The 14,948-nt window shown below is 45.5% G+C and carries 15 protein-coding genes; 12 read left to right on the plus strand and 3 right to left on the minus strand.

Annotated features, from left to right (window positions below; translation table 11 throughout):
• The first annotated feature begins 57 nt into the window (after positions 1-57).
• From V6W81_RS07000 to V6W81_RS07055, 12 genes are all read left to right on the plus strand, one after another.
• The gene (locus V6W81_RS07000) at positions 58-1,209 is read left to right on the plus strand and encodes a M23 family metallopeptidase (RefSeq protein WP_338542259.1); all 1,152 of its coding nucleotides are present in this window, start codon (positions 58-60) and stop codon (positions 1,207-1,209) included.
• Positions 1,210-1,397: 188 nt separating this feature from the next.
• Positions 1,398-1,901, plus strand: coding sequence for a GNAT family N-acetyltransferase (locus V6W81_RS07005; RefSeq protein ID WP_338543966.1), 504 nt, complete (start codon positions 1,398-1,400; stop codon positions 1,899-1,901).
• Between the two features lie 96 nt (positions 1,902-1,997).
• Positions 1,998-2,477 carry a GyrI-like domain-containing protein gene (locus tag V6W81_RS07010; RefSeq protein WP_338542261.1) on the plus strand — a complete coding sequence of 160 codons (480 nt, stop codon included), beginning with the start codon at positions 1,998-2,000 and terminating at the stop codon, positions 2,475-2,477.
• Positions 2,478-3,009: 532 nt separating this feature from the next.
• The gene (locus V6W81_RS07015) at positions 3,010-3,429 is read left to right on the plus strand and encodes a hypothetical protein (RefSeq protein WP_056699382.1); all 420 of its coding nucleotides are present in this window, start codon (positions 3,010-3,012) and stop codon (positions 3,427-3,429) included.
• Positions 3,426-4,706: an ammonium transporter gene (locus tag V6W81_RS07020; RefSeq protein WP_145050685.1), complete on the plus strand. Its 1,281-nt coding sequence runs from the start codon at positions 3,426-3,428 to the stop codon at positions 4,704-4,706. Before V6W81_RS07015 ends, V6W81_RS07020 begins: the two co-directional genes overlap by 4 nt.
• Positions 4,707-4,864: 158 nt before the next feature.
• The gene (locus V6W81_RS07025) at positions 4,865-5,809 is read left to right on the plus strand and encodes a YwqG family protein (RefSeq protein WP_145050688.1); all 945 of its coding nucleotides are present in this window, start codon (positions 4,865-4,867) and stop codon (positions 5,807-5,809) included.
• Between the two features lie 304 nt (positions 5,810-6,113).
• Positions 6,114-6,572: a DinB family protein gene (locus V6W81_RS07030; RefSeq protein WP_338542262.1), complete on the plus strand. Its 459-nt coding sequence runs from the start codon at positions 6,114-6,116 to the stop codon at positions 6,570-6,572.
• A gap of 206 nt (positions 6,573-6,778) precedes the next feature.
• Positions 6,779-7,720, plus strand: a complete 942-nt coding sequence (locus V6W81_RS07035) for a phosphotransferase family protein (protein ID WP_338542263.1) — start codon at positions 6,779-6,781, stop codon at positions 7,718-7,720.
• 11 nt (positions 7,721-7,731) lie between these two features.
• Positions 7,732-8,451: a response regulator transcription factor gene (locus tag V6W81_RS07040; RefSeq protein ID WP_186381017.1), complete on the plus strand. Its 720-nt coding sequence runs from the start codon at positions 7,732-7,734 to the stop codon at positions 8,449-8,451.
• A gap of 57 nt (positions 8,452-8,508) precedes the next feature.
• Positions 8,509-9,660: a sensor histidine kinase gene (locus tag V6W81_RS07045; RefSeq protein WP_338542265.1), complete on the plus strand. Its 1,152-nt coding sequence runs from the start codon at positions 8,509-8,511 to the stop codon at positions 9,658-9,660.
• Between the two features lie 416 nt (positions 9,661-10,076).
• Positions 10,077-10,763, plus strand: a complete 687-nt coding sequence (locus tag V6W81_RS07050) for a HAMP domain-containing protein (RefSeq protein WP_338542266.1) — start codon at positions 10,077-10,079, stop codon at positions 10,761-10,763.
• Between the two features lie 2 nt (positions 10,764-10,765).
• A complete protein-coding gene (locus V6W81_RS07055) occupies positions 10,766-12,784 on the plus strand; it encodes a transglycosylase domain-containing protein (protein WP_338542268.1) in 2,019 nt (672 codons plus the stop codon).
• Between the two features lie 320 nt (positions 12,785-13,104).
• Here the strand turns inward: V6W81_RS07055 and V6W81_RS07060 are convergent, their stop codons facing one another.
• The 3 genes from V6W81_RS07060 to V6W81_RS07070 all read right to left on the minus strand — a co-directional run bounded on the left by V6W81_RS07060 (position 13,105) and on the right by V6W81_RS07070 (position 14,903).
• Positions 13,105-13,554 carry a threonine/serine exporter family protein gene (locus tag V6W81_RS07060; protein ID WP_056699357.1) on the minus strand — a complete coding sequence of 150 codons (450 nt, stop codon included), beginning with the start codon at positions 13,552-13,554 and terminating at the stop codon, positions 13,105-13,107.
• Between the two features lie 18 nt (positions 13,555-13,572).
• Positions 13,573-14,340 (minus strand): threonine/serine exporter family protein, encoded by a 768-nt coding sequence (locus tag V6W81_RS07065; RefSeq protein WP_145050838.1) that lies wholly within the window; start codon positions 14,338-14,340, stop codon positions 13,573-13,575.
• Positions 14,341-14,597: 257 nt separating this feature from the next.
• Positions 14,598-14,903: a hypothetical protein gene (locus V6W81_RS07070; protein ID WP_145411205.1), complete on the minus strand. Its 306-nt coding sequence runs from the start codon at positions 14,901-14,903 to the stop codon at positions 14,598-14,600.
• Positions 14,904-14,948: the final 45 nt, after the last annotated feature.

The following is a 14,948-nucleotide window of genomic DNA, read 5'->3' on the forward strand; positions in this document are numbered from 1 at the left end:
ATTCATTGTGTAGAGTTAACTCCAAGAGATAACGATTTTAATAAGGGGTGTGGAACAATGAACAAGATACATGAAGAATTAGGGCATATGAGGCAACGGCAAGATGAAGCAACCGCAGATTCGAAATCCCCAAATGCTGTACAAGTGAGATCACATTCGAAGAAGAGCTGGAAGTTATTTGCGATGTCACTGGCAGCCTGTATGATTCTATCTGCATGTAGCAGTAATGTTTCATCTGATCAGGCAGGGCAACAGTCCGCAGCGCAGACATCTGATTCTACTCCAACAGTTGAAAATCAAGAAAATGATAAGCAAGAGGGCACTGAAGAACAATCGGGAACAGAGGTGCAAGCAGTGATCACACCAGATAATTTCTTAGATACATTGTTGAATGGTTCGAAGGATGATATTTATAGTCAGATGAGCCCTGAGCTGAAAGAAGCGGTATCGCTTGAAGAGTTCAAATCATCTGCTGACAGTTTTTTGCAGGGGGTAACTACGCTTGACCAAGTGGTAGATGTGCAAATGAATAATTTAACTGAGCGTGTCTGGAAGGATGCAACTGGAACGAAAGGCATTCGCGCTTATTTTTCGGAAAAACAAATTGAAGGCTTATCCATTCATGCTCTGGAACCTCATGAGGATACAGATAACAAGTATACCCAAACGGAGTTCCAGTTCCCTATGAAGGGCGAATGGTTTGTATTTTGGGGAGGCAATGATGTTCTGTCCAACTACCATTATGAGCATGAGACTCAGCGCTATGCACTTGATATCGTTCGAACGAAAGACGGTTTCAGTTATCAAGATGATCCGACTAAAAATGAAAATTACTATGCTTTTGGTGAGCCGCTCTACGCTGCTGCGGACGGAACTGTCGTGGAAATTAAAAATGATCTCCCGGATAACACACCGGGTGTGATGAATGCGGAAGAACCAGCCGGCAACTTCGTAGTCATTGACCATGGTAATAAGGAGTACAGCATTACAGCGCATTTGAAGGAAGGGAGTGTAGCGGTTAAGAAAGGGGATGAAGTGAAGCAAGGCGACCTCATTGGAGAATTAGGCAACTCAGGTAACTCCAGTGAAGCACATTTGCATTTCCAAGTATCGGATGGGGCTGATCTGTTCACGTCCCGATCCATCAACATTCGCTGGGCAGATCAGAGTCAGCAGTTAACACGTGGTAACACCATTCAAGCGAGGTAGTTTCTGCATAATCCCATAATGGCTTAGAGCATCTCTTGATCAAAGGCGATAGGAAGGAGGCAATCCTTAATCTATCGCCTGTTTTCTTATATGTGCAGCTATACAAATGTTATGGGTGACGATTGCGCCTGTATCCCGTTATAATATCGTCATAAAGTCGGATTGGACTGGATGATGGAGGCGTTATGATGATGTTAGATCGTGTGCAGATTGAGTATGCCCGCATTGAGGATTTGCCAAGAATTGTGGAGATTTATAACTCGACGATTGAGAGTCGTATGGTTACAGCCGATTTGGAGCCGGTAACGGTTGAACAGCGCATTCCGTGGTTTGAGGAACACTCTTCCGATCGGCGTCCACTGTGGGTGATGAAGCAAGAAGGACAGGTTGTAGCCTGGGCGAGTCTGAGCTCTTTTTATGGACGGCCTGCCTATAATGGGACTGTGGAAGTGAGTGTCTACGTGGATCAAAATTGCCGGGGGATTGGCGCAGGCAGTCGACTGCTGAATACCATCTTTGCGGCGTGTCCACAACTTGGCATAAGCACTATTTTGGGCTTTGTCTTTGGACATAACGAACCTAGCTTAGGTTTACTGCGCAAGCATGGTTTTGAGCAATGGGGCTATTACCCGGAAGTAGCTGTATTAGATGGGGTGAAACGAGATCTAGCGATTTTAGGTAAGAAAATATAGATAACTCACCATGGTATCATCGTGGTAAATCATTGATTAGTTATATCGTTGAACGAGATAGATGATGAATTGCAGCCAAAGGGAGGCAGTTTCGTTATGTTGCTGGATGATATTGAAATTGTAATGAAGCCTGAGATCAAGCTGGTAGGATACCAGGCGCAGGCAAGTCTGAACGAGGACATTCAGGGTAGCGTTGTGAGGAACTTACGCGCAAAGTTGAAGTTGAATGCTCCGCACGTTCCTAATATGAAGCATGCTGGGATGTACCTTATCCAGATCTATCCGGATGTGGAATGGACGCCAGATGTGGTGTTCACTCATATTGTCGCGATTGAAGTCCAGGAGTCTCAGCAGATCGCTGAAGAGATGATTACGCACACTGTGCCAGCAGGTCGGTTTATACGATTTATACACGCAGGTTCTGAAGCTGAGATTGATGAAACATATCATGCTGTGAATGACTGGCTTGTTAACAACGGATACGATGAGCCACGTGCATTTGATATGGAACACTGGACAGAAGCGATGTTATCTGGGGAAGAAGAAACTCAAATCCAGATTTATGTTCCTATTTAGAGGTTGTTCAAAAAGTCCACTTTTGATTACGAAAGATGCCTGACAGCATCTCAGCTTCGAATATGGAATTCAGCCGAAATAAGCGGGATGCTTACGAAGCTTGTTTCCTTCGGAAACAATGTAGTTGCTCACGTAGCTCTATCTACGCTCCGCTACTCCATTTCTAGCTTCATCCCATCTTCTCGGGACTGAAAACCGCCCTTTTTGAACATGCAATATTAGTTAACAGATTGTGTGGGAAAATATATGACATGAAAACTCTGATACGCCTAAATGGTGTGTCGGAGTTTTTTTGTTAAGTGGGTTCAGGATAGAAGAATTGGCATAGAAGAAGGATGGAGCACATTGTTTGAGTTAGGGTTCGATCTAGTATTTAAGCTGTTAGAGGAATAAAACGTATACAAAAAAAGCTCGCTGTGATCCAACGGGCTCCTCTCAATCATTACCATCACCAAAAAAGGATTGACGGTTAGACTATGGCATTCTATAATCGGTAGCAAGTAACTTGATATGTAAGGAGTCCTGACATGATATGTTAGTAATTGACGAGGTGTATCACCATACAGCATTGCAAATATCATCGTCCGATTTATTGTACCTTATGGAACAGCTTAAGGTCAAAAAGGAAAATGAAATAGAGACTCTCAAGCATAAAATCGAACAATTTGAGCAGAAAAAACGTGCGGAAGAAATGGCATATCAATCTTTATCTCCAGTGCGCAAATGGTTCGCAGGACGTCCGGCTTCGCATCATCAGGCCGTAGAATATATGGTTCAGGTGAAGGAACGTTTTCGTAAAATGGAGCAAATTCGACGACGAATCCGAGACCTTGATCGGATAATCGAACAAATTCAACATCCTGACAGCATTGAGCGAGATGAGATTGAGCTTTCACCCGATACCATCCGTGAGATTAGGCAGCTACGTGAAACGGAGGATGTACAAGCATGACGTTAGAGAGCTTGAGCACGGGAATCGATACGGTCTGGGTAGTACTGAGCGCGGCCATGATTTTGTTGATGGAGGGTGGCTTCGCTCTGCTAGAGGCTGGCTTTGTACGTTATAAAAATAGTGTGAACATTATTATGAAAGTATTTGCTGACATTACGATTGGTACATTATTGTTCTATGCGATCGGCTTTGGCTTGATGTACGGTTCGGATGTTGGTGGTTTGGCTGGTGTTACCGGCTTCTTCTTAAATGGAGACTTATCTCACATTGATGTACCTGTCTCATTAGAGACGTTCTGGTTGTTCCAAGCTGCGTTCACCATCGCCGTCATTTCGATCGTTTCAGGTGCGGTAGCTGAACGGATTAACTTCCGTGCTTACCTGTTATATATCATCTTAATGACTGCGATTATTTATCCAATTGGTGGACACTGGGCATGGGGCGGCGGCTGGCTCAGCAAATTGGGTATGCAGGACTTTGCTGGATCGGCAGTCATTCATGCCTTAGGTGGATTCTCTGCCTTAGCCGCTGCAATTATCATTGGCCCGCGTAAAGGGAAGTACACCCCACTTGGTGTAAGTGCGATTGCGCTTCCCAGTAACTTGCCGTTAGCCTCGGTAGGAGCCTTTCTGCTGTGGTTTGGTTGGTTCGGTTTCAATGCAGGGAGTACGCTTAGTGCAACAGATGTAAGGATCGGTCATATCGCCATTGTGACCATGCTATCGGCCGCTTCTGGCGGAGCAGCGACATTGCTGTATACGTTATTCCGCTTTAATCGTTCAGATGCGCCTTCTGTCATTAACGGATCGCTTGCTGGGCTTGTTGGGATCACGGCAGGTTGTGCCTTTGTAGGTGATCTGGCAGCCATCTTTATTGGCGCAGTATCCGGTCTGCTCATGATGGCTGCTACGAACTGGCTTGATCGTCGTCAGATTGATGATCCTGTAGGTGCTTTTCCTGTGCATGCTGTATCCGGCATGTGGGGCACGATTGCGGTAGGGTTATTTGCAACCGATGGAGGTTTGTTCACTGGTGGAGGATGGAGACTACTTGGTGTTCAAACGCTGGGGCTGGTTGCCCTCGTTGTCTGGGGATTTGTCATGACCTGGTTCGGACTGAAGCTGATTGGCAAGATTGTACCTGTTCGTTCGACGGAAGAAGAGGAGGATCTGGGTCTGGATATCAGTTACCACGGGGTGATGGCAGCTCATCAATCCCATGAATTTCTGGATGGAGAAGAGCACATGCGTGCTTTTCGAGAGAGTAATAGAGACTAACGGCTATGCCGCTGGTCTTTTTTTATAACTTCTATGTTTCAGTTCTATTGAATTTTACAATTAGGCAGGGAAAGATGTCTTGGCGGAAGAATATACAGGTGTGAACCTGAATATGTCTCACCATAGATGTATTGTATTGTCTGAAGGGGAGGATCTTGATGATTAAGCCTGAACAATGTGAACGCTTGACTAACAAAGCTCGTAAAACACTAGAAGAGTATGGATTAGGTGAAGTTTCTGACCTGCTCCTAGCATCTGGCCGCTGGGGCATTCGCCTCGATGTGTCCACGATTGATGAGTACCGTAGAACGGGCAATTCGCGAGTTGGTGGGAGTCCTGATCTGCCTGAAAAAATGGAATGGCCTGTGACGCAGGAAGGTGTACCGATGACCTTTTTGGCACAGTTGAATCTTGTGGATCTGTCACCTTATACACCGAATGACGGGCGTGGAAGTTTGCCGGAACGAGGGATGCTGTACTTCTTCGTTGGTGTGGATGAACCCGCTTATAATATTGAACATCGTGTAATATTTGAGCCGGAGGCTCGGCATTTGGTAAAACGTGAACCAGAAGGCAGCACGGCTCTAGAACAAGCTGAATTTGTAGGTCATGCCGTAACTGTACTGCCGAATCTAGAGTTTCCTACATATGCCTATGTTGACTCTAAGGCGCTGAGTGCAGCAGCTGTTACACAACCTGATGTACAGCAAGAAGGGGAAGCAGATATTGATCTGTACGACCGATATCTGGACTTCGAATCCCATTGGAATCATCCGAGTTCGAAGAACTGGGGTGGGATGTTTGGTTACCCTGATGGCCAGCACCCTGATGCTGAACATCAAGCGCTGCTTCAGATTGCGACTGGTGAAGAGTATGGTTATGACGAAAAGGCATGTGAGGAGAAGTTAACCGCTCATTATGATGGGGATCGGAACCGAGCCTTACAAGAACTTGAGGATACATTGCTGCTGCTGAAGATTGATACACATGACGAGATTGGTTTCCAGTGGTGGGATTGCGGAGAGTTGCAGTTTTTCATTCGTAAGGCTGATCTGCTGGCAGGGCGGTTCGATCAAACGTATTGCTCTTTATATTCTAGCTGAGGCAGAATCATATCTATTCGTATAATAAGCGTGCAATCCAAAGAGGAAAGTCTCTGAAAGAAATGAATTATCATTGCGTGTTCAAAAAGGTCGGTTTTTCAGTACCGAATTAGAAAGCGGACTTATTAATCAACCTCTATAAGCAACAAAATGTCCCGAAACCCGTCTAATAGAGGGTAGAGGGGCTTTTTTTATTTGTAAATGTTAAGTTTCAGATAACAATGGTTTATATATGAAGGAGGAATATCTTGGTTGTAAACCGATCATATGTTCTGTATAATGGGACGAAAAGGAAGTGTAGCTGTTGATTCAATCTGCATTTAAACATATCGACGTGGCAGTGACTTCACTTATTGATATATGTGACCAGCTGTCTGAGCAAGATCTAAAGTTAACTCCAATTGAAGGGAAGAGACCTGTTGGAGAATTGCTATCCCATCTATCGGTGATCTGCCGAGCGGATGTATACATATCGGAAGGCGCCTCCGAAGAGGATATGGTGACCTTTTATGAACAAAACAATCCACTGACTCTATGTCAGATCAAGCAAGCTCTTGTGGACAATCAGATGTATCTGTATCAGCGGTATAGACAGTTTAATACAGAGGAATTATTACAAGTGACCGATTCGTATTGGGGCGCTTCGTATAGCCGGCTGGAATGGTTGCTAGAAATTATGGGGCATGTTTATCATCACAGAGGTCAGCTGTATACGATGCTTAACATGACAGGGAAAGATCTGAAGGTAAGGTTATTTGAATAGAATAGGAGGTTTGTGCGATCAAAATGCACGACGAATGAAGGATACATTTTGTGAACCATCGAATACATAGAAGGTAAGGTCGAATACGGAAGATCTTCTTCAGGGGAAACATAGACACTCACCGGCGAGGTATCTCTCAGGCACACGTGCAGTCTATTTGCTGTGCGGGAAGAAATGCAGATCGTTAACCAACGGAGGGTTGCAAGATGGATAAGCAGGATACATATGATGTGTTGCAAGAGATGATGGCGAAGATCCCTGAACTACAGGGTGCTTTAATGATTGAACCAATCCACAAAGGCTATTCGACGGATTCGAAATTTAAAGTCCAACGGTCTGGAGGAGAAAGCTGCTTGTTGCGGACATATGAATGGTCTCAGCAGACTGTGAAACAGACAGAGTATCGAATCATTGCTGAATTACACCGGAGGGGAGTTCGTTGCCCACAAGCGATTGCTATAGGTCAACTGAACGAGCAACAAGGTTATATGCTACTTAGCTACATTGAGGGGGAAGATGCGGAAGAAGTACTGCCTCGAATGGACGAACAGAAGCAGTGGAGCATCGGTATTGAAGCAGGAGGGCAACTGCAGCGTATGCATGAACTGCAGATCGGGGAGCCTGCTGAATCCTGGTATGTGCGTAAGAGTAAGAAGCATCAGCGCTATGTAGATAAGTATCATCATTGCCCTATTCGTATGCGGAATGATCAGGCTATATTGACATTTATCGAAGAGAATATGAAGTGTATGAAGAACCGCCCGGATCGATTCCAGCATGATGATTTTCATCCAGGGAATCTGATCGTGAAGGACGAAAGGTTCGCGGGAGTTATTGATTTTAATCGTTATGATCAGGGTGATCCAGTTCATGAGTTTCTTAAGCTGGGTCTATTTGCTTCGGAGACGAGTGCGCTGTATTCGATTGGACAGATCCAGGGGTACTTCAACGGTGGAGATCCGGATGAGCTATTCTGGCGTATGTACTCTCTGTATATGGCTATGGCACTTATATCTTCTGTAGTCTGGATTCAACAAGTGAAGCCGGAGGAAACGGAGGATATGATGGCTAAGATTGAGCGAGTTCGGGAAGACCATGATGATTTTCGCAGATTGATTCCTAGATGGTATAATGTGAAGAATTACTGATTCGGGATAGAATGGAAAGGAACAATGCCGTGGCACATCCAGCAACTATTCTGCTTGTGGATGATGAGCAGGAGATTATTAAACTCATGGAGATTTATTTTGGCAATGAAGGTTATCGCGTGCTTACAGCACATGATGGTATCGAAGCTCTTGCACAATTGAAGAATGAGCGGGTTGATCTCATTATCCTCGATGTCATGATGCCCAATATGGACGGCATTGAAGCTTGCATGAAGATCAGGGAAGAACAGAAGATGCCGATCATTATGTTGTCTGCCAAAAGCATGGATATGGACAAAATAACAGGGTTAAGCATTGGAGCGGACGATTATGTGACGAAGCCATTTAATCCGCTTGAACTTGTTGCTAGAGCCAAATCTCAGCTTCGGCGGTATCATACGTTTAATGAAGGTCGGGAGAAAACGGAGCATGAGTTGATCATTGATGATCTTGTTATCAATACAGATACACATGAAGTATGGGTAGATGAGCAGTCTATTCGTTTAACGCCTCGTGAGTTTGCGATTCTAGAGCTCTTGGCGCGCCATCAGGGTTCCGTGCTGAGTATGGAGCAGATCTATCAACAGGTCTGGAAGGAAGAATTCATGGAGTCGAACAACACCGTAATGGTGCATATACGCAAGATTCGTGAGAAGATCGAAATGGATAGCAAACATCCCAAGTTCATACAGACCGTGTGGGGTGTGGGCTATAAGATGTTCAAGCCATAACGTGCAAGGATATGAGCGGTATTATACTGCCAAAGACCTGAACAGGGAGTATCTGAGATGAATTCTACATTGATTAATACGGTTCGCTGGAAATTTATCTATGCATTTCTGCTGAGCGGCATATTGACAGCGGCTATTTTGTATGGGGGCAGCAAGGTGGTTCAATCGATCCTGGCAGCACAGACCTATCCCAATTATTCGATCCCTGCAAGGGGAGTACGATGGCTAATCAACAACATTGGTTCTATACCGTTAATGTTGGTAATTGGTATTTTGGGGTTTGTGCTGTTCTTTTTCTTATTCACACGCAGGACGATCATGGTGTTGAATGAGATCACTGCGGGAATACAAGAAGTTGCCAAAGGGGAGCTATCGCATCGTATTGAAGTGAAGTCCTCCGACGAATTTGGTGTGGTAGCGGCCAGCATTAATCAGATGGCAGAGCAATTACAACTATCGTTGGAAGAGGAACGGAATGCGGTTGCCGCCAAAAATGATCTGATCACAGGTGTGTCTCATGATCTGAGAACGCCATTAACGTCAATTCTTGGGTTTCTGGAATACATCGAGAAGGATCGTTATCAGGATGAGATTGAAATGCGTTATTACGTTAGTATTGCTTATGAAAAGTCCCTAACGTTAAGGAAGCTCATTGATGATTTATTTGAATACACCCGGGTAAGTGGTGGGAATCTGCCTTTATCTATGACAACACTGAATCTAAACTCGTTTCTGATGCAGCTTGCCGAGGAATTTACGCCTATGTTAGAGGAGGCAGGTATGACGTATACGTTTGTTGGGAGACAGGAGCCATTATGGATTGAGGCTGCACCGGGAGAATTAGTACGTGCATATGAGAATCTATTTAGTAATGCCATTCGTTATGGCTCCAAAGGAAAGGTCATGGAGATTGGATTAGAGCTTGAAGGAGAAGAGGCTGTCGTGCGAATTAGCAATTACGGTGACCCGATCCCTGCACAGGATTTGCCTTATTTATTTGATCGTTTCTACCGGGTGGACAAGTCTCGTTCGCGTGAAACAGGAGGTACCGGGCTTGGTCTTGCCATTGCCAAATCCATGATTGAGCTACATCACGGCACGATCGCCGCATATAGTGACAAGGGCAGAACCGATTTTGTGACTCGCTTTCCAATAGCCTCGCCACTTGCAAGTGCTCGGTCAGTGGATGACCATGATACCCGTTCTTAGATGAACTTTACCATTTTAGCTATGTTAAATGTGCTTGTAGCTTCTATATAAATTGAACTAAACATATACACGAGAACGGAGAGGACAGAAATAACATGGAGAAGCGGAGCGTTCGCCTGAAAGCTTTCTGCAAGAAAGCTACATCGAAAGCGTAAGCTATCCCTGGATTTTACCTTTGGAAAAGGAAATCAAAAAAATCTGGGGATAACAGCGATCGTAAGGTTATTCTGTCATCGAAGTGGCAAGTGTAACCATTCTTTAAGTCAATTCATATAGCACAATCGTATGAGGGTGATTAGTTCAACGCATGTTAAGAAAATGATAAGAAGTTCGTTACATTTTTATTAAGAAGTACACGGTATCCTAAACTCAATGATCGAAGTTAGATAGATATCTACATTGAGGAGGGTGCCGATATGAATTCATTACTACGTACGGTTAGATCGCGATACATATACATCTGTGGAGCAAGCGCGCTGCTTAGCGTGGTGCTCCTGTTTGTCGTTTATCAAATGTTACGATTCGCGCTTACGCATCTGTCTGCAGGGGGGACATCATGGTTACCTCAGCTCATTCGCTGGGGAATCCATAATATTGGAACTCGGCCTATTATTATCGTTGTCGGAGCGGCCTTATTCTTAACCTTCTTCTGGATTCGATCGCAGAAAATTACGGATGATCTTCAGCGTATATCCCAAATGACCCATGCTTTAGCGAGCGGGGATACGGGTAAACGCGTTGATGTTCTAAGCGGTGGAGAGCTGCGCCAGATTGCTGCTCAGTTGAACGAGATTGCTTTTCAGATGGAGCAGGAGCGAATGAATGGGGGAGGGAGCCCCGAAAGTGAGGATGGCTGGAATAAGAAAGAGATAGCCAGCAATGAGCATACCGCAAGTGTGCAGGATAACGCCGTAGAGGTAGACTTACCGGTGAAGCTTACCATCTATAGCATTCTCTCTTCTCTTGAAACCATTATTGAAGGACGGTACCAGGATGAGGCTGAGCTCCAGCATTGGGCTCGATTGACGTATCAGAAAACATTAAGCCTTCAACAAGCCCTCGACGTCGCAGCGTTACATCAACAGGTGAGCAAGGGGGATTAACATTGAAATTTGAAATGATACCCAAGGCTAGCCATGATCGACCTGCAGCAAAATACTCCGAAACGCAAACCCGAGAGCGTGTACCGATCATACGTGAGAAATTATCTAGACTAGAAGACTCCACTGTTAAGGAAGCACTCGGATTACGGCGTAGAGTGAAGTTTAATGTCAAAGTAAAACGCGGAATTTATTATGCTTTTGATGCATCAGTGGTTATCGTGATGGTGTTACTGATTGGATACGTGTACATGGTGACCTATGGTGAACGCATGATTCGAAGTCATCCTGCCATAACCTCCAAGATATCCTCAACGACGATTCTGAACTCAGAGGGAGCAGAAATAACGAGGCTACTAGCTGGTACAAATGGCTATGCAACGCATGCCGACCTCAACGAAATGCCGAAAGTATTGAAGCAAGCTTTTCTAGCTACAGAGGACAGACGCTTCTATAAGCATGATGGATTGGACTACATCGGTATTGGGAGAGCAGTGGTACAGGATGTAATTAACCTTGATCTAAGTCAGGGAGGAAGCTCCATTACGCAGCAACTAGCGAGGAATCTGTATCTCAATGGAGACAAAACAATGGTTCGTAAAGTGAATGAAATGTCCATCGCCATAGCCTTAGAGAAGAAGTATGCAAAGGATGACATTCTCGAATCGTATCTGAATCAGATTTACATGGGACAGGGGCTATACGGTGTAAAGGCAGCAGCATGGCGTTATTTTGGCATTAAGGATTTGCGTCAATTAGAGCTCTGGCAGGTCGCAACGCTAGCGGGAATTCCTAAAGGGCCATCCATCTATAATCCGATTGATAACGCAGGTTTATCTAAGGATCGACGTGCGGTAGTGCTCACCCTTATGCATGAACAAGGAATAATTACGAGAAAACAAATGCAGGAAGCTCGCAAGGTGGATTATGTGCCTCCTGCTACTACGGCTTCAATGAATTTGTCTGCACCCCAGCCTGCTTACGCCTCTGCTATAGATGCGGTCATACAGGAGGCCTCACAGTTAACTGGCAGAAGTGTCGCAGATATTCAATCAGCAGGCTGGGTCATACATACTGGATTGTACAGTCGTGCCCAGTTGGCGATGGAAGAGGAGTTTCGCCAATCTGCTCACTTCACAGATGACCGTGCCGATGAACGGGTTCAGGCGAGCATGGTCATTATCGACCAACGAAATGGAGAAGTGAAAGCGATGATGGGTGGACGCAACCCTCGAAGAGGTGACATGAACCGAGCCACGAGAGATGCCCGGCAGCCTGGCTCGGCATTTAAACCTATTATTGCGTATGGGCCAGCGCTCGAATCGGGGAAATTCAATGCAAATAGTATTTTACAGGATAAACGGGTGCGATATGGCAACTATCAACCGAGTAATCTGGGAGGACGTTATCAAGGTTCAATTACCATGACTGAAGCACTCCGGAAGTCAGTTAATGCACCAGCAGTATGGTTGCTAAATGAGACCGGAATGCAGCGTGCCCAGCAGTTTGCTGCGCATTTGGGGATTGAGCTTGGTCAAGAGGATCTTCACTTGTCGAGTGCTCTAGGGGGATTGCATCAAGGGGTGTCTCCTCTGAAAATGGCTCAGGCGTATACCGTATTTGCGAACCAAGGAAGATTCAATACCGCGCATCTCATTCGAGAGATTACCGATGCACAGGGACGGAACATTTATGTGCGTAAGGCAGAGAATGAGCAGGTCATTTCTCCCAATACAGCCCGTGTTATGACCGCTATGCTACAGAATGTAGTCAATCATGGCACAGGAGGCAAGGCGCAATTACATGGATATCAGGTGGCGGGCAAAACAGGTACAACCCAGGCTGCATTGCCTGGCGTGAAGAAAGAGGCGAATCGGGATCTATGGTTTGTAGGTTATACGAACAAGTGGACTGCGGCAGTGTGGATGGGGTTCGATTATACGGATGCGGAACATTATATGCTAGCAAACAGCGGAGCAGCGGCGAATTTGTTTGCATCGGTCATGAGGCGTGCGTTGCCATAGCCAAAAATGCGAAGAGGTGAAGAAGTTCTCTGGAAGAAAGTGACTTCCCGAGAATTGCTTCGTCTGAAAGTATTGGAGCAGAAAGTTACATCAGTAGCATCAGTAGCATAAGCTTTGCCTGTATCCCCGAAATTCATCTGTGTAGGCTTAAAAGTGCATGTTCATAAGTGAACTTGTTGAACGGCCTTTAAATCTAAACTATAGGGATAACAGGCGACATTTACGAGATCAATATATACGAAGTGTTGCGTAGTTATGTTCCTGGGTTTTTATTTTAACTAATCTAACCTGACTAGGTTGTTGCTACTACGTTGATGTAGTTAGGTTTTGGATCGGAATAAATGAGGTGTACGTCGAATCATCTGATTCAGCACCTCGGACAATACAAGTCCAACGGCGATGGCGCCGGATAACATGAGTGCTTTGGCGGCAAGCTCTACGGCGGCATTATAATCATTTTGCACAAAGCTACGCATCGCATTGTAGGCCAGTCCACCTGGAACGAGGGGAATAATACCGGCTACGCTGAAAATAATGACAGGTGAACGGAACATCCGGGAGAATAACTGGCTGATCACACCAACTGCAATCGTGGCAGCAAGCGTAGCAGGAACTGCATCGGCTGCATACTCCAGCACTACATAGATGATCCAACCAATCATGCCAACAAAACCGCCGTGTAACAACATCCGGCGCGGGGCGTTGAAGATAATTCCGAACGCTGCCGAAGCAACAAAGCTGGTCAGGGCTTGTTCTATAAAATGAAGCATCATCTGCACTCCTTCGTCTTACATAAAAAGTGAAAATACAACAGCTATACCTGTGCCGATGGCAAACGCGGTTAGAAATGCCTCGGCTCCCTTAGATAACCCAGACACGAGATGACCTGCCATCAAATCCCGCACAGCATTGGTAATAAGCAGTCCTGGTACGAGCGGCATGACAGAACCGATGATGATTTTGTCCAGCTCGTGGCCTAATCCAAGATAGACCAGCAGAAATGCGAATATACCGATCACAAATGAAGCTGTTAGCTCGGCAAAGAATTTGACAAGCACCAGGCGGTGAAAGGCGATCACTGCTGCATAACCGGTGCCACCACAGATCAGTGCCGGGATAAAGTCACCCCAACCTCCGCCAAACATAATCGTAAAACAGCCACTAGACAATGCAGCAGCCGTAAGCTGCACAGCAAAGGAGTAGGAGGAAGGCTGTCCTTCGATTTGTTGTAACAACCCGTAGGCATCGATGGCAGATAACTCACCTTGTCCAATTCGCCTTGATATGGCATTCACCTCGGATACCTTGTGCAGATCCGTTGTTCGTTCGGAGATGCGAATGAGTTTTGCCGGTTCGGTCGCATCCACTGAGAAAAAAATGCCTGTAGGCACAACATAACTATGCGAATGGGGTAATCCAAGCGCTGCAGCCATACGTTTCATCGTATCTTCTACACGGTAAGTTTCTCCGCCGCTCTGCAGCATAATTTTTCCTGCGAGCAGACATGTAGCAATCACGCGCGATTGTTCTGAATTTGTCGTACTATTTCCCGCCATTTCTGTCTCAGGCTGAGGGATGGGGGGAGGGTCATGCGGTATGTATTCCAACCGGATCATACTCCGTTTCTTATAAGATAGGGCTTAAGCCGACACCATTGTATCATATTTCACACGAGAGAACGGAAACATACTGTACGAATGGGTGAACACCTATATAAGCGACACGAATTAACACGATATACCTAATGGAAAGGCTCCGCTTCAAACCCGTAGGGCCGAAACGGAGCCATGTCAAACTTAAAAATGAATTCAAACTACATCAACAAAGTAATGACCAACAGCTCATACAGCACTAATGGCAAAATCGTTGGTCCAAACAAAGCTCGCGGCTCAGGGTAGCCATGCATCGGCGTAACTTGAAGATATAGAATCCCCCGGTCTGCGCTAATGATAACTCCTTCCCATACCTGACCATCGATATTCTGAACTTGGACTTTCTTGCCTATATGTTGCCGAGCTGTATGATGAATCATATTCCGCACGCTATGTACGGATTGAAGCATAGGTGTATTCGCCTGATAGACGACGCGTGTCGACGGTGTGGATGTAGACTCAGACATGATGCACAACCCTTCCTTTGAATAAACTTCTTACTTCAAGGTATG

The sequence above is a fragment of the Paenibacillus tundrae genome (genome assembly GCF_036884255.1).
GTDB lineage: Bacteria > Bacillota > Bacilli > Paenibacillales > Paenibacillaceae > Paenibacillus.

Bases quoted from the DNA above. Each gene is read 5' to 3' on its own strand.
- V6W81_RS07035 (WP_338542263.1), top strand. From the start codon at position 6,779: ATGGATAAGCAGGATACATATGATGTGTTGCAAGAGATGATGGCGAAG.
- V6W81_RS07065 (WP_145050838.1), bottom strand. From the start codon at position 14,340: ATGGCGGGAAATAGTACGACAAATTCAGAACAATCGCGCGTGATTGCT.
- V6W81_RS07010 (WP_338542261.1), top strand. From the start codon at position 1,998: ATGTTGCTGGATGATATTGAAATTGTAATGAAGCCTGAGATCAAGCTG.
- V6W81_RS07000 (WP_338542259.1), top strand. From the start codon at position 58: ATGAACAAGATACATGAAGAATTAGGGCATATGAGGCAACGGCAAGAT.
- V6W81_RS07025 (WP_145050688.1), top strand. From the start codon at position 4,865: ATGATTAAGCCTGAACAATGTGAACGCTTGACTAACAAAGCTCGTAAA.
- V6W81_RS07060 (WP_056699357.1), bottom strand. From the start codon at position 13,554: ATGCTTCATTTTATAGAACAAGCCCTGACCAGCTTTGTTGCTTCGGCA.
- V6W81_RS07070 (WP_145411205.1), bottom strand. From the start codon at position 14,903: ATGTCTGAGTCTACATCCACACCGTCGACACGCGTCGTCTATCAGGCG.
- V6W81_RS07040 (WP_186381017.1), top strand. From the start codon at position 7,732: ATGGAAAGGAACAATGCCGTGGCACATCCAGCAACTATTCTGCTTGTG.
- V6W81_RS07050 (WP_338542266.1), top strand. From the start codon at position 10,077: ATGAATTCATTACTACGTACGGTTAGATCGCGATACATATACATCTGT.
- V6W81_RS07045 (WP_338542265.1), top strand. From the start codon at position 8,509: ATGAATTCTACATTGATTAATACGGTTCGCTGGAAATTTATCTATGCA.
- V6W81_RS07015 (WP_056699382.1), top strand. From the start codon at position 3,010: ATGTTAGTAATTGACGAGGTGTATCACCATACAGCATTGCAAATATCA.
- V6W81_RS07020 (WP_145050685.1), top strand. From the start codon at position 3,426: ATGACGTTAGAGAGCTTGAGCACGGGAATCGATACGGTCTGGGTAGTA.
- V6W81_RS07005 (WP_338543966.1), top strand. From the start codon at position 1,398: ATGATGTTAGATCGTGTGCAGATTGAGTATGCCCGCATTGAGGATTTG.